The 15,366-nt window shown below is 28.1% G+C and carries 17 protein-coding genes; 15 read left to right on the plus strand and 2 right to left on the minus strand.

The window, feature by feature from the left end:
* Positions 1 to 295: 295 nt before the first annotated feature.
* Together K0040_RS18370 and K0040_RS18375 are read right to left on the minus strand one after the other, a co-directional pair.
* Complete coding sequence (locus K0040_RS18370) at positions 296 to 448, minus strand: hypothetical protein (protein WP_228110178.1); 153 nt, start codon at positions 446 to 448, stop codon at positions 296 to 298.
* A 63-nt stretch (positions 449 to 511) separates the two neighbouring features.
* Positions 512 to 844 (minus strand): site-specific integrase, encoded by a 333-nt coding sequence (locus K0040_RS18375; RefSeq protein ID WP_228110179.1) that lies wholly within the window; start codon positions 842 to 844, stop codon positions 512 to 514.
* Between the two features lie 611 nt (positions 845 to 1,455).
* Here K0040_RS18375 and K0040_RS18380 point away from each other — a divergent pair.
* The 15 genes from K0040_RS18380 to K0040_RS18450 all read left to right on the plus strand — a co-directional run bounded on the left by K0040_RS18380 (position 1,456) and on the right by K0040_RS18450 (position 14,954).
* The gene (locus tag K0040_RS18380) at positions 1,456 to 1,596 is read left to right on the plus strand and encodes a hypothetical protein (RefSeq protein WP_228110180.1); all 141 of its coding nucleotides are present in this window, start codon (positions 1,456 to 1,458) and stop codon (positions 1,594 to 1,596) included.
* A 149-nt stretch (positions 1,597 to 1,745) separates the two neighbouring features.
* A complete protein-coding gene (locus K0040_RS18385; RefSeq protein ID WP_228110181.1) occupies positions 1,746 to 1,970 on the plus strand; it encodes a DUF2813 domain-containing protein in 225 nt (74 codons plus the stop codon).
* Positions 1,971 to 2,585: 615 nt separating this feature from the next.
* On the plus strand, positions 2,586 to 3,743 hold the full coding sequence (nifV, locus tag K0040_RS18390) for a homocitrate synthase (RefSeq protein ID WP_228110182.1): 1,158 nt from the start codon (positions 2,586 to 2,588) through the stop codon (positions 3,741 to 3,743).
* Between the two features lie 38 nt (positions 3,744 to 3,781).
* The gene (locus tag K0040_RS18395) at positions 3,782 to 5,719 is read left to right on the plus strand and encodes an aconitate hydratase (RefSeq protein ID WP_228110183.1); all 1,938 of its coding nucleotides are present in this window, start codon (positions 3,782 to 3,784) and stop codon (positions 5,717 to 5,719) included.
* Positions 5,720 to 5,791: 72 nt separating this feature from the next.
* The gene (locus K0040_RS18400) at positions 5,792 to 6,784 is read left to right on the plus strand and encodes an isocitrate dehydrogenase (NAD(+)) (protein WP_228110184.1); all 993 of its coding nucleotides are present in this window, start codon (positions 5,792 to 5,794) and stop codon (positions 6,782 to 6,784) included.
* A 93-nt stretch (positions 6,785 to 6,877) separates the two neighbouring features.
* Positions 6,878 to 7,687, plus strand: coding sequence for an MBL fold metallo-hydrolase (locus K0040_RS18405; RefSeq protein WP_228110185.1), 810 nt, complete (start codon positions 6,878 to 6,880; stop codon positions 7,685 to 7,687).
* A gap of 205 nt (positions 7,688 to 7,892) precedes the next feature.
* Positions 7,893 to 8,501 carry a class I SAM-dependent methyltransferase gene (locus K0040_RS18410; RefSeq protein ID WP_228110186.1) on the plus strand — a complete coding sequence of 203 codons (609 nt, stop codon included), beginning with the start codon at positions 7,893 to 7,895 and terminating at the stop codon, positions 8,499 to 8,501.
* A gap of 49 nt (positions 8,502 to 8,550) precedes the next feature.
* Complete coding sequence (locus K0040_RS18415; protein WP_228110187.1) at positions 8,551 to 9,288, plus strand: hypothetical protein; 738 nt, start codon at positions 8,551 to 8,553, stop codon at positions 9,286 to 9,288.
* Between the two features lies 1 nt (position 9,289).
* The gene (gene ymfI / locus K0040_RS18420) at positions 9,290 to 10,033 is read left to right on the plus strand and encodes an elongation factor P 5-aminopentanone reductase (RefSeq protein WP_228110188.1); all 744 of its coding nucleotides are present in this window, start codon (positions 9,290 to 9,292) and stop codon (positions 10,031 to 10,033) included.
* A 23-nt stretch (positions 10,034 to 10,056) separates the two neighbouring features.
* Positions 10,057 to 10,584, plus strand: a complete 528-nt coding sequence (locus tag K0040_RS18425; protein ID WP_228110189.1) for a hypothetical protein — start codon at positions 10,057 to 10,059, stop codon at positions 10,582 to 10,584.
* Positions 10,585 to 10,804: 220 nt separating this feature from the next.
* Complete coding sequence (locus tag K0040_RS18430) at positions 10,805 to 11,371, plus strand: ECF transporter S component (protein WP_228110190.1); 567 nt, start codon at positions 10,805 to 10,807, stop codon at positions 11,369 to 11,371.
* 11 nt (positions 11,372 to 11,382) lie between these two features.
* Positions 11,383 to 12,846, plus strand: a complete 1,464-nt coding sequence (locus K0040_RS18435; protein WP_228110191.1) for an ABC transporter ATP-binding protein — start codon at positions 11,383 to 11,385, stop codon at positions 12,844 to 12,846.
* Positions 12,836 to 13,591, plus strand: a complete 756-nt coding sequence (locus K0040_RS18440; RefSeq protein ID WP_228110192.1) for an energy-coupling factor transporter transmembrane component T family protein — start codon at positions 12,836 to 12,838, stop codon at positions 13,589 to 13,591. Before K0040_RS18435 ends, K0040_RS18440 begins: the two co-directional genes overlap by 11 nt.
* A 21-nt stretch (positions 13,592 to 13,612) precedes the next feature.
* Positions 13,613 to 14,440, plus strand: coding sequence for a DUF169 domain-containing protein (locus tag K0040_RS18445; protein ID WP_228110193.1), 828 nt, complete (start codon positions 13,613 to 13,615; stop codon positions 14,438 to 14,440).
* 130 nt (positions 14,441 to 14,570) lie between these two features.
* Positions 14,571 to 14,954, plus strand: coding sequence for a TroA family protein (locus K0040_RS18450; protein WP_228110194.1), 384 nt, complete (start codon positions 14,571 to 14,573; stop codon positions 14,952 to 14,954).
* The last annotated feature ends 412 nt before the right edge of the window (positions 14,955 to 15,366 follow it).

Raw genomic sequence — 15,366 nt, forward strand, 5'->3', positions numbered from 1 at the left:
TCTAACCATAGTATCATACCTCATCTTTTTAAGTTCCTTTCCTTAATGGTATCACACTCTATAATCAAAAAAGTGCATAAGCTGACAACAATCTTGTCAACTTACACACTTTATTTTACATTCCCTAAAAAATGAATCCAGCACTTGCTTTTATTAATATGATTTTGTAATATTTGGCAAGTTTTATACTGTCAATTAACTGACATTTTAGTTCGTGCTGACAATTGCCGGACGTGTTTTTAAATGTAATTAATTACCTGTTTACTTTTCTTTAAATAATAAATTAGTTAAATTATCACTTACAAAATTTTCTAAAGTATCTATTTAGATCATCACCTTTGTACGTTTCTATTTGTCTATTTAAACAAACTAAATTATATTCATTATCTAATATATCTTGTTTTTCGAGTTTTTCTTGCTTTGTTTTTTCTTTTTCTAATTTCTTCATAAGCACAGTTGGAGTGCTTAAAGTATGCTTACTAACCTTTGTTTTAGGAGTTTTAAAAATTAATTATATATATATTTTATCGGCACTCACAGTATCATTATTAAAGTATATATTATCCCATGTAAGACCGCAAACTTCGCCTTTTCTAAGGCCTAAAAGAGCTATAAGAAATATGGGTAATTCAAAATCTACTATAGTTACATCTTTACTAATTATATATTTTTTATTTTGTATATGGGCTTTTATTTGTATCAAGTGTCTTTCTGCTTTTTTCTTTAATCCATATTTAGCAATACTTTTTTGTTTTAATTTTCCGGTATCTTTATCTACATATTCTATATATACATTGTAGTTATTACCTCTTTTTCTAATAAAAGTACTTTTAATATTGTCCAATTTGAAACACCTCTAATTCTTTTGAAAATTCAACTCTATTTAATTCTTTATTAATAAACCAGCACCTAATTCACAAGGGTTTAGTTTTAGTGCTTGTGCTATCTTTATTATTTCTTAAAATCAAATTCTAAAATGGAAATTATATTCTTGGATGGTGTGCTACAAATAAAACCTTACAAGGAGTGTGCAACTAATGAGTAAAAAATATTAATCAATAGACTAAAAATTACCTTAGTCTATTGATATAAAATTAGCATCGAGGGTACAAAGGACAACAAGTAAATGATTTTTCTGGATATAGGGATATTGCTTTCTGTAGTGCGTCATTGCAGTTATTAAAATAACCGATATAAGTTCTACTTAATAAAGGAGGTATGTAAGGATTATCTTCGGCATAAATTTCATGTCTGCCGTTGGCATCTACGAAGTTGCTGAAATAGTAGTGTTTCATAAAATCACCACCCTTCTATTAGACTTAATACAATTTATGTACGAGAAAAACAATTTATGAATAGTAGTTTATAAGCATGAAAAGTTAGGTCCTATATTATCAGTGAAAGATATTAATACTGGTAAACATTATTTAATTCAAACAAACAAGGAGATTTAACATGGAATGGTTAAATCAAGATGCTGTAATTGAAAAGATGCAATGCAAAACAAACAATCTTAGAAATGCAGCATATATAGCAGAAAAAGGTAAGAATGCAATGTACAAAGAGGAAATAGAAAAATATACAGAGTTAGATTAGAGGATTATACTAAGCAAGCGGATTTTCTAGAAGAAATATTACTAGATATTAATTGTGCAAAAGAAGAAAAGAGCCTACTGCGAATAGACTAAATTCCAAGTAAAAAAATTTTGATTGAGGGTATTATTATACCACGAATTTGAGGAAAAATGAAATCAATAACTTTAAATAAAATAGAAATAAATAACTTCAAAGGAATATCAAGCCTAAGCATAGACTTTGCTAAGGTTACAAATATAAAAGGGGAAAATGTACTAGGCAAAACAAGTATATTTGATGCATTCCATGGTTGCTATTTGACAATGAGTCCAACACTTGCTTTTATTAATAAAAATATGATAAATTCAGTGAATAAGAGAGAAAAGGAAGTATAATAATTGGTTATATGCCTAAATGATTAATATTGTTAACAATTAGAGTGGTACGGCGGATATTTGCCTCTTAGTTTATAACTAAGGGGCTTTTTGTTTTTTAAAAATAAAATATTAATGAATAAAATTCAATAAGAACTAGATGTTATTTTAAGGTTGCAATTATAGATGAAAGCACCTATGCAATATTTATCCCACCAGATAGTTCATATGGTAAAAGGGATTTTATAAAAGATACTGCAAAGGCCTGTGATTGAATTGAGTTTAAAGTATATAAAGGATAATAAATTTTATTATCCTTTTTTTGATATTTAAGTATTAATCAATTAGTAAACTTAGATAAGTAAATTTTGTTTATAAAAATTAGAGAAGCTATTGTATATTAAAATAAAGCAAATTAAGAATTTAAAGATGAAACACTTTGATTTTTAATTAATTATGCAAGTTTTAAAAAAAATAATGCAAAATATAGAAAAGCGTATTATAATTAAATTAAATTTAAATGACTTATAAACTGTGAATAAGCGATAATTGTCAAAGAAAAAATTTTGTGTTATTTCATATAATTGAAAAATAATGAATTAATAATGCAGATATAATTAAAAGGGGGAACTGGATATGTGTGTGCTAGATAAGATAAAAGAAAAAGAAATAAAAATTGTAGACACTACTCTTAGAGATGGTGAACAAACTGCAGGTGTTGCTTTTGCCAATCATGAAAAAGTGACTATAGCTCAAACTTTAAGTGATATGGGAATTGATCAATTAGAAGTTGGAATACCTACTATGGGTGGTGATGAAAAGGCAACAATAAAGGCAATATGTAAGAGAAATTTAAATTCTAGTATTATGGCTTGGAATAGAGCAGTTATTACAGATATAGAACAGTCTATAGATTGTGGTGTTGATGCAGTAGCCATATCTTTATCTGTTTCAGATATTCATATTGAGCATAAACTCAAAAAATCTAGACAATGGGTTTTAGATAATATGTATAATGCAGTAACTTATGCAAAAAAGAATGGATTATATATATCTGTTAATGGAGAAGATGCTTCTAGAGCTGACACAGATTTTTTAATTGAATTTATTAATTTAGCTAAAGAAGCAGGAGCAGATAGATTTAGATATTGTGATACAGTGGGAGTTATGGAACCTTTTACAATAAGAGAAACAATAGAAAAAATACACAAGGCTACAAACTTTGATATAGAAATGCATACACACAATGACTTCGGCATGGCTACAGCTAATGCTATAGCAGGAATTGTAGGTGGGGCAAATCATATAGGAGTAACAGTTAATGGTTTAGGAGAAAGAGCAGGAAATGCTGCCTTGGAGGAAGTTATTATGGCTCTAAAATTTGTTTATGGATATGAAACTGATATTGATACTACAAGATTTAGAGAAATTTCAAAATATGTTTCACAAGCATCTGGTAGACAATTACCTGATTGGAAAGCTATAGTTGGAATAAATATGTTTAGACATGAATCAGGAATACATGCTGATGGTGCAATGAAAAACCCTAAAAACTATGAAGCTTTTGATCCAAGTGAGGTAGGTTTAGAAAGACAAATCGTAATAGGGAAACATTCAGGAAAAGCTGCCATAATTAATAAGTTTGAAGAATATGCTATAGACCTTTCTCAAGATGAAGCAGAAGCTATGCTAGAACTTGTAAGACAAACTTCTGTTAGAATGAAGCGAAATTTATTTGATAAGGAACTTGTGGCAATATATAAAGATTTAAAAAATAATAGAAGTGTTATTTAGTAATATGAATTTTATTAGCAAATATGGGAGGATATACAGTGGGAGATAATTTAACGTATAAAATATTGAAAAAACACTTAGTGGAAGGTGAATTAATACCAGAAAATTTCGTATCAATAAAAATAGATCAAACTTTAACTCAAGATTCAACAGGTACAATGGCTTATTTACAACTGGAAGCTATGGATATTGATAAGGTAAAAACTAAAAGAAGTGTAGCATTTGTAGATCATAATATGTTACAACAAGGATTCGAAAATGCAGATGATCATAAATATATTCAAACAGTGGCAAAAAAACACGGAATATATTTTTCTAAACCAGGTAATGGAATATGTCATCAAGTTTTCTTAGAAAGATTTTCCACACCTGGACATACATTATTAGGATCAGATAGTCATACACCAACAGCAGGTGGTGTGGGAATGATTGCCATTGGAGCTGGAGGACTGGATGTATCCCTTGCCATGGCAGGTAATGCTTATAGTATTAAAGCGCCAAAAGTGGTAAAGGTAAACTTAATTGGAAGACTTCCATACATGACTTCATCTAAAGATATTATCTTAGAAGTTTTAAGACAATGTAGTGTAAAAGGCGGAGTAGGAAAAGTATTTGAATACTCAGGAGAAGGTGTAAAATACTTATCTGTTCCACAAAGAGCTACAATAACAAATATGGGTGCAGAACTTGGTGCCACTACTTCAATTTTTCCAAGTGATGAAAAAACTTTTGAATTTTTTAAGGCACAAGGAAGAGAAGATGATTATAAAGAATTAGGTCCTGACGAAGATGCCATATATGATGAAGAGATTATAATAAATTTAAGTGAGTTAGAGCCATTAGCAGCTATTCCACATTCTCCAGACAATGTGAAAAAAGTAAAAGATTTGGAAAAAATAAAAGTGGATCAGGTGGCAATAGGAAGTTGTACTAATTCATCTTATGAAGATTTAATGAAGGTAGCACAGATTCTAAAGGGCAAAAAAGTACATGAAGATGTAAGTTTAGTTATAGCACCTGGTTCTAGACAAGTGATGGAGATGTTATCTAGGAATGGAGCTCTAGGAGATATAATTAGCGCAGGAGCTAGAATATTGGAAAACTCATGTGGTCCATGTATAGGTATGGGTCAATCACCAGGAACAAATAGTGTATCTCTTAGAACTTTTAACAGAAATTTTTATGGAAGAAGTGGAACTCTGTCAGCTAACATATATTTAGTTAGTCCTGAAGTAGCAGCGGTATCAGCTATAAAGGGAGAGCTTGCAGATCCAAGAGAAATGAAAGTTGATTTTAAAGATTTGGACATTAAAAAGTTTATAATAGATGATTCTATGATAATTAGTCCTGTGGAAGGTTCAAATAATGTGGAGGTAGTAAGAGGACCAAATATAAAACCTTTCCCTTTAAACACTGCTTTAGAAGAAACAATAAATGGAAAAGTAGTGTTAAAGGTTGAAGATAATATAACAACTGACCACATTATGCCATCAAATGCAAAATTACTACCATTTAGAAGTAATATACCTTATTTATCTAATTATTGTTTTAATACTGTAGACGAAGAATTTCCTCAAAGAGCCATAAAAAATAAGGGTGGTTTTATAGTTGGAGGAGATAATTACGGTCAAGGTTCTTCAAGAGAACATGCAGCACTAGCTCCTTTGTATTTAGGAATAAAAGGAGTACTAGTAAAAAGTTTTGCAAGAATTCACAAAGCTAACTTAATCAATAGTGGAATAATACCAATGGTATTTGAATGTGATGAAGATTATGAAAAAATAAGTTTAGAAGATAAATTGGAGATTTGTGATTTATATAATTGTTTAATAGAAAACAGAGTAAAAATAATAAATCATAGTAAAAATGAAAGCTTTTATGCAAAAGTTGAATTATCACCTAAGGAAGTGGAAGTTGTAAAAGCTGGAGGAAAATTAAACTATACTAAAAATTTACTTGAAAAAGTAACTTGCTAAAATAATGATTTTATATAAAGAAAAAAAGTTAATTATATGAATAAGAGGAATTTTACTGGAGGATATAATAAAATGTATAAAGTAACGTTAATACCAGGAGATGGAATAGGTCCAGAAGTTACAAAAGCTATGGTGAAGGTTGTAGAAGCTTCAGGAGTTAAAATAGATTGGGAAGAAGTAGAAGCTGGTGAAGCTCTTATTGAAAAATATAATACTCCCATTCCAGATCATGTTATAGAATCAATAAAAAGAAATAAAATAGCAATAAAAGGTCCAATTACAACACCTGTAGGTAAAGGGTTCAAAAGTGTAAATGTTACTCTAAGACAAAGTCTTGATTTATATGTAAACTTAAGACCTATAAAAAGCTTTAAAGGAATAAAATCAAGATATGAAGATGTGGATTTAGTAATTGTTAGAGAAAACACAGAGGATCTATATGCAGGGATTGAGCACAAAATAGGAGACTATGGAGCAGAAAGTATAAAGCTAATAACAAAGCCAGCATGTGAAAGAATTTGCGAATTTGCTTTTCAATATGCAAAAGATAATAATAGAGAAAAAGTAACAGGTGTTCATAAAGCAAATATAATGAAGCTTAGCGATGGATTATTTTTAAACACTTTTAAAGAAGTTAGTGAAAAATATGATGTAAGCTCAGATGACTTAATTGTAGATGCAGCGGCTATGAATCTTGTTTTAAATCCAGAAAAATATGATGTAATGGTAATGCCTAATTTATATGGCGATATACTATCTGATTTATGCTCAGGTTTAGTTGGTGGACTTGGAATAATTCCAGGTGCAAATATAGGCAAAGATTATGCAGTCTTTGAAGCAGTACATGGTTCTGCACCACAAATTGCAAATCAAAACATAGCTAATCCTACAGCAATAATTCAATCAGCTATTATGATGTTAAAATATTTGGGAGAAGTAGAATATGCTAAAAAAATAGAAAAAGCTTTAGAACAAGTATTTTTAAAAGGAGAAAAACTAACAGTAGATTTAGGTGGGAATGCCAGTACAGATGAATTTACAGAAGAAGTAATTAAATATTTATAGATTAAATAAAAATTCTTTTATAAATCATGGAAGAATTTTTATTTTTATACTATTATGTTTTTAAAATCAAGTCAAACTATAAAGGGGTGTAATATGGTTTTAACAGTTTTAGTTGAGAATAATACCATAATTGATGAATATTACATAGGAGAGCCAGGTCTTTCTTTTTATATTGAAGATGAAAATATAAAAATATTATTTGATTGTGGATACTCCAATGTATTTATTAAAAATATGAAAAAACTAAATCTAAGCGCATGCAATATTGATGTTTTGGCAATTTCTCATGGACATGATGATCATGTGGGAGGAATTAAATATTTAGCACATAAAAAGTTAAATCCAAATCTAAAAATAGTAGGACACAGCTTAGTATTTAATAAAAAAATAAAAAACAATCAATGTATATCATCACCTTTAGATATAAATGAAATAAAAAGTATGGGAGAAATACAATTAAGTAAAGAACCTATTAAAATAAGTGAAAATATTTATTTTTTAGGAGAAATACCAAATACTATAGATTTTGAACCTAGATATTCTATTGGAGAAATAGAAATAGATAATAAGTATGAAAAAGATTTTATTTACGATGACACAGCATTAGTTTATAAAGGAAAGGAAGGTTTATTTATTATTGCTGGATGTTCTCATAGTGGAATTTGTAATATAGTAGAATATGCTAAAAAAGTATGCAAGGATAACAGAGTAATTGGTATAATTGGGGGAACTCATCTGTGTGAATACAACGATAGAGCCAAGAAGACTTTAGAATATTTTGAAGATAATAATATTAATAAACTATATCTTTGTCACTGCACATCTTTTGAGGTGAAAAGTTATATTCACAGTACTATTCCTATAACAGAGGTTGGAGTAGGTCTAAAATTACAAATTAATTAATTATAGTAATAAAGCCATTGGAGTATTATACAATGGCTTTATTAAATTTTACAAAAAAAATTATATTTAGAAATTAATATAGACTTGAATCTATAATAAAACTTATAATATAGTAAGATATGTACAACTTATTACCTTCTTATTGAATTCATAAATACCTAGTAGGGAATAATTTTAAATCAAAATAAATAAAATAGGAGTAAATATGAAAGAAAAATACTATGATAAACTATTAAATATAAATACAATAGGAAATCAAAACTGGAAAAACACGTCATCTCATAATCATCCTTATGAACCAACTATATACATAGCTTTAGAAGAATTATTTGAAAACTACAAGTTAAGAGAAGATGATCATATAGTAGATTTTGGATGTGGAATGGGGAGATTAATTTTTTATATAAATTATCATTTCCAATCATATGCAAAGGGTGTGGAAATTAACGAAAGATATTATGAAGAAGCTTTGATAAATAAAATTAATTATGAAAAGAAAAATAAAAAATATATGAATAAAATAAATTTTTATTGTGATTTAGCACAACAATACAAAATTTCTCACTTAGATAATAAGTTTTATTTCTTTAATCCTTTTTCTATTCAGATTTTTTCAAAAGTTGTTGATAATATATTGGAGTCATATGAAAATAATATTAGAGATATGGATATAATTATGTATTATCCATCTAGTGAGTACCTAGATTTTCTAGATTACAAAACACCTTTTATACTGAATAAAGAGGTTAATTTAACCAAGTTATACGAAAAAGATCCTAGAGAAAAGTTTGTTATATATAGTTTAAAATGCTAAAGTTATAATATAGAAGTTTTATAATAATATTTATAATTGAGAGGTAGTTATGGGAAAAGAATCAAGATTTAGGTTTATTTTTCGCACCATGTTACTAATTATATTTATTATATTATTTATGGTAGATAAAAATAAAATAATAAGTATATTAAACTACAAAATAATATATAGCATAAAATTATATCATTTAATTTGGTTATACTTAATGTTAGAAACAGTAATTTTAATTGTTCCATATACAAATAATCATTCTTATAATGGAAAATTGTTTTTAAAACATTATATACCAGTAGAAAATTATGACGAAAAAAAATTACATAAATATATAGAAAAAAATAATAAACATGCCAGAAGTGTATTTGTGGCATGGATAGTTTTAAATGTGGTATTATTTATAATCTATTATAATTACAATCTAAGTACATCATATATATTTTTAGTCTTTATGATTTATTATTGGACTGATATGTTTTGTGTTAATGTGTGGTGTCCTTTTCATAAATTATTCTTTAAAAGTAAATGTTGCAATGAATGTAGAATATATAACTGGGATCATTTTATGTTTTGTACGCCCTTATTACTTATAAAAAGTTTTTGGTCTTACAGTTTGTTTTTGCTATCTTTCTTTGCATTTATTCAATGGGAATACATGATAAAAAGACACCCTGAAAGATTTTCACCATTGTCTAATAAAAAGTTACAGTGTAAAAGTTGTGATTATAATTGTAGATTTAACAAGATGAAATACTTAAGAAGTAAAAATTATATTAGTAAAAAAGAGGTTTAAAATGAATACAAAAAAGACGGCATTAATAACAGGAGCTTCAAGAGGCATCGGAAGAGAAATGGCTAAACTATTCGCTAAGAACAATTATAACGTAGTTATAAACTATAATTATTCAGAAAAAGAGGCTCAGGAATTGCTTGAAGAGCTTACAAATGAAAATTACAGTGTTAGAATTTTTAAGGCAGATATTTCAAATATAAATGAAGCAAATGCTTTGGTAAACTATACTATTGGTCAGTTTGAAAGAATAGATGTATTAATTAACAATGCAGGTATTAGTAAATATAATCTTTTTACAGATATAAGTTATGAGGAGTGGCATAATGTAATGAATGTAAATTTAAATTCTGTTTTTTATGTTACCAAAAAAGCATTACAATATATGTTACCGCAGCATAGTGGAAAAATAATTAATATATCATCTATTTGGGGACTTGTAGGTTCTGCCAATGAAGTTCATTATTCCACATCAAAGGCAGCTATCATTGGAATGACAAAAGCACTAGCAAAAGAACTTGGACCATCAAACATACAAGTAAATGCCATAGCACCAGGTGTTATAGAAACAGATATGATGAAAGATGTGGACAGTGAAATAGTAGAAATGTTAAAGTATGAAACACCTCTTATGAGAATTGGAAAACCTATAGATATAGCTAAGTGTGCTTTATTTTTAGCCAGTGATGGAGGCGATTTTATAACAGGTCAAGTAATAAGTTCCAATGGAGGATTTGTAATAAATTAATAAACAACTAAAGGAGAATAAAAATGACAAATTTTATAAACAAAGAAAAAATATTTGCCAATGCGACTAAGTTGGCTGAAATATTATTAGCAAGTGAAAACTATTCTGAGTTTCATGAAAGATTAAAAAGTAGCGATATTCAGTATAATGAAAATAAAACTTATGAAGTGGCACCAAGTGGGTTTATTGATTTTAATCATCATTTATATGAAGATATTAACCATATGAATTCCATTAGTACAGGATTATATTTGGAAAAATCTTTTGTAACTTTTAATATATTTATATGGACTTCTAGAGGAGAAGGATTTGCTATATTTAAGCATATACTACGCGGTGAAGAAATCAATAAATTGAAAAATATTGATGACGTGAAAGAATATTTGTTTATTCATTTAAATGAGTTAGAAGAAGGTATAATGAAGACTTATAATAAGGATATGGAAAAGTCTTTAGAGGACTTTGGAAGTGGAATTGAGGCCAAAAAATTACCTCTACCTAGCGTTTTAGGATGTATGAGTATAGAAAATAATTTACAAGATTTGAGATAGATATTTATGAAAATAGCCAAGAATTTTCTTGGCTATTTTTTAATTTTTAAATGTATCAATTTTATTAAAACAACAAATAATTCATAAAAATAACGAATAAAGATGCTCTAAACATAGAAAAATACAATGATCTATCCTTATGTTGTAAATTGTATAAAAAAAATTACAATGTTATAATACTAGTAAAATTTACAAAAATAGACAAAAGGAGGAGTAAACAATGAATAAAAAATTAAAATTAAAAGAAGTTGTAGTAATTGCAATGCTAAGTGCAATTTTAGGGGTAGTATTTACAGGTTTAGATAGTATTTATCAACCTATTCAAGCAGTTTTAGGTTCATTAGGAGGAGATATGATAGGAGGAATTTACTTCTTATCAGCTTTAATACCAGCATTTATAGTTAGAAAACCAGGAGCAGCATTAATGGGATCGTTATTTACAGGAGTTATGAATTTATTGTTAGGAAGTCCTTATGGTATACATATAATAATAGCATCTGCATTACAAGGTTTAGGGGCAGAGGCAATCTTTGCAATGGGGAAATATAAAAAGTTTTCGTTTATATACATGGCTTTAGCCGCTGTACTAGCAACTAGCTTAGTTACAGTTAGAGATTATTTTATATTTGGTTTCGATTTATATGCAGGAATGATACCGATGATGTTAGCGGCTAGAGTAGTTAGTGCAATAGTTCTTGGAGGTGTTTTTTCTATGGCTTTAGGAAATGCATTAAAAGCAACAGGAGTCCTTAGTGGATTTAATGTAACTTATAAAGGAAATTTATAATTTTGACAGATATGTTAAAAGTTAAAAATTTATCTTTAGATTTTTTCTTTGATGAAAAAGTGATAGATAACATAAGTTTCCATATAAAAGAAAATACAATAAATTTATTAGCTGGAAAAAGTGGATGTGGGAAGAGTTCTCTTTTGATGTGCTTAGCTAGAGTTATACCAGAAACGATAGAGGCAAATATGACAGGCGAAATATTATTTCAAGGAGAAAATATAGAAAATAAAAATTCAGAACATGTATCTGGAGACATAGCTTATATGTTTCAAGATCCAGATAGTCAGTTGTGCACTTTTACTGTGGAAGATGAAATAGCTTTTGGCCTAGAAAATATGAATGTAGATCAAAAAAAAATGGAAAGTATTATAGATAATACATTAAATTTAGTTGGGATAAGCAATTTAAAATACAGACAACTAAATAAATTATCTGGTGGAGAAAAGCAAAAGGTTGCATTAGCATCCATATTAGCTATAAACCCAAAGTTGATTTTAATGGATGAACCTACTGCAAATTTAGATCCTGTTTCGACTTTTGAAATAGTAAATCTAATCAAAAAACTAAGAGATGAAATGGGAAAAACGATAATAATTATAGAACACAAAATCAAAGAATTTGAACATATTATAGACAATGTAATAAAGGTGGAAAATAAAATAGCAAAAATAGTAGATAAATGTGAATACATAAAAAAATATAAAGAGTCACAAGTATTGCCCATAAGGGAACATAAAAAATATAGTACAAAAGATCCTGTTCTTGAAGTGAAAGATTTGTGTTATGCATATAGCAAAAACCACAATGTGTTAAATAATATTAATTTCACTTTGAATAAAGGAGAAATAACTGCTTTAGTTGGATATAATGGTGCAGGAAAATCAACTTTAACCAAATTACTAATAGGCTTTATTAAACCATTTACAGGACAAATAATACTGAATAACAAAAAATTACATAAATTAAACCCTAGAGAAATTGGTGAGAACATGGGCTTAGTATTCCAAAACCCAGAGCATCAATTTATTAAAATGACTGTAGAAAAAGAATTGTCCTTAAGTCTAGAAATTAAAGGTCTAGATGAAAAGGATATAAATGAAAAGACAAAATCGTATTTAAGAAGATTTGATTTATTGAAAAATAGTAAAGACAATCCATTTTTACTAAGTCAAGGGCAAAAGAGAAGATTAAGTACGGCAAGTATGATGATAAATGGTCAATCAATATTAGTACTAGATGAGCCAACTTATGGACAGGACAAAGATAATATGAAGGAGCTAGTAGAACTTTTGTACAAGGTAAATGAAGAAGGAATATCTATCCTTATAATAAGTCATGATATGGACTTAGTAAGTAGTTGCTGTGATAAAGTAATTCATCTAGATAAAGGTGAAATAATTTATGAAGGTAGAGACATTGATATTGTGGAAGAGTTATTCCTACAAAAAAGGAGAGCTATAAATGAACAATAGTAAATTGATAAATCGAATGAATCCTTTTTTGAAAATATTAATTTTGCTTACTATAACCATAATAGGATCTTTGGAATTTAAACCATACTTACCAAGTACACTAATTCTAATAGGAATAATTACAACATGTATATTTAGTGATTTAAGTATAAAAGAATTATTAAATTCAGTGAAAATATTCATTATAATGTCTCTAGGATTTATGGGTTTTATATTATTTTCAAGATTTATTAGTAAAGAAGAATTAATGGTAGTGCCTGTACTTGGACTAGGGTTGAAAATAGTATTAATAAGCGTATATACAGCTATTTTTGTAAAAACCACAGATCCAACAGAATTAGCTATATCATTAATAAAATATTTTAAATTACCACCTAAATATGCATATGCATTTTTAACTGCATATAGATTTTTACCTACTTTTAAAGATGAATTTGAAATTATAAAGCATGCTTATCAGGTTAGAGGTGTAGTTGAAGATAAAAATGTATTTTTACAAATATGGAATACGAAAAAGTATGTGATACCTATGATGGCTACAGCAGTTAGAAAAGGCATGAGAATATCTATGGCTATGGAAACTAGGGCATTTGGAAAGTACAAAAGTCGTACTTATTATAGACAGCTAGAAATAAAAAAAGATGAAATAATAGGATCTATTTTTTATATTACTGCTGTAATTTCTATTACAATTATTTTTTCTATGATTGGTCTTACAAATTTAGGTTTCAGATTTTTATCATAAATATAAAAAGGGGGCAGGAATATGCCATTCAAACATAAGTCAATATCATACGGTCTACCTCAAGACAAATTTAACAATGATTTAATAAAAGAGTACTGTGAGGATCTTAATTGTATTGTTAATTTAGAAAGAAAGCCAGTAGCAGTTAAGTTGTTTTTTGATGAAGAGGAATACAATGAGTTACAATGGATAGAGCCTAAAGACAAATTATCGTATTGCTGTTTAGTTGAAAAAGCGACAAGAGGAAGATGCTTTAAGGCTAGATTAAATCATATGAATTGTGATGGAGGAACAACGGCCTTAGGATTAGAAGACTCTAATACAAGAATAGAATCTGGTAAGGAGTACTTTTCTTATAACTTGTATTCAACAGTAGCAACAGCTAGAAGAGTTAGAAACGGTGTTGCAGGTTTATATAGAACAGGTGCAAAGACTTTTGGAGTAGCAGTAGGACCGCTTGAAGATTTTACTATAACTCCTGATATTGTAATATTTATAATAAATCCTTATCAATCAATGAGAATTCAACAAGGATATGTTTACCATACAGGAGAGAGAATAAAACCTACATTATCATCTATGCAGGGAATATGCTCAGAAGTAACAGTAGAGCCATATTTAGAAGGCAGAATGAATATATCAACTTTATGTCCAAGTACAAGATTCTTAGCAAAATGGAAAATGGAAGAAATGGCTATAGGAATTCCTTTTGAAAGATTTACATCGATGGTAGAGGGTGTTTTAGCTACTATTAATACTACTGATAGCATAAAAGATAAAAAGAAAATTGCTGATCGATTTAAAGAAAAGAATAAAGAATGTGATTTTATAACATATGGTAAGAAATAAAAATATTATAAAATTTACATAAATACCAATATTCGCTATTATTTAATCTATAATACCATGAAGGTATCCTGATAAAATTGGGTGCTTTTGTGGTATTTTTTTATTTAATTATTATAAACAGAGAGAAATTATGAGAAAAAAACTAATGAGCATACTGATGATAAGTATGTTAACACTAACTTCTATAGTTGGATGTCAGAAGGCAAATGTTGAGGGAAATGAAAGTGAAAAATCAAAAAAAGAAGTAACTATAACAGATTTTAGGGGGAAAGGCATAACTTTAAATGTTCCTGTAGAAAAAGTTGTTTGCTTGCTTAATAGTGGGTTAAATGATATGTATATGCTAGGTTGCAAGGACAAAGTAGTTGGTATAGATAAATGGACTTATGATACAAAAGACATATATGAAACTACTTCTAAAATTGATGGAAGAGTAAAAGATAAGAGTTTACCAGCAGTTGATGGAAATATTGAAAAAATAGTAGCTCTAGAACCAGATGCTGTCATAGTATGATCTGAAAGTGAAGATATAAAAACTCTTGAAGAAAAGGGAATAAAAGTAATCAGTGTTCAAGTAAACAACTTTGAATATGTATTAAATTTAAAAAGTTACTTTATCATTAATATATATAAAAGTTGGAGATAATTAAAACCTTATCTCCAACTTTTTTATAGAGACTGTGAAGTTTTTTCTGTAAATAGCTTTCTATGATAAGTTTATTAAGGCATGGATATGAAAATTATGTATCCATGCCTTAATTTGAATGTAATTCCAATTTAATTGCATGTCAAGTACACATTGTAAAAAGGTGTTTTTTTTAGAAATAATTTGTTTTTTAAATAAGTCTTCCTTCATACATTATTGATAATTCACCATAAACTTTGCCCCAATTTCTAAGGGGTAAGGTCCATTTTTTTGTTGCTTC

The organism is Terrisporobacter petrolearius, from assembly GCF_020748185.1.
Classification (GTDB): domain Bacteria; phylum Bacillota; class Clostridia; order Peptostreptococcales; family Peptostreptococcaceae; genus Terrisporobacter; species Terrisporobacter petrolearius.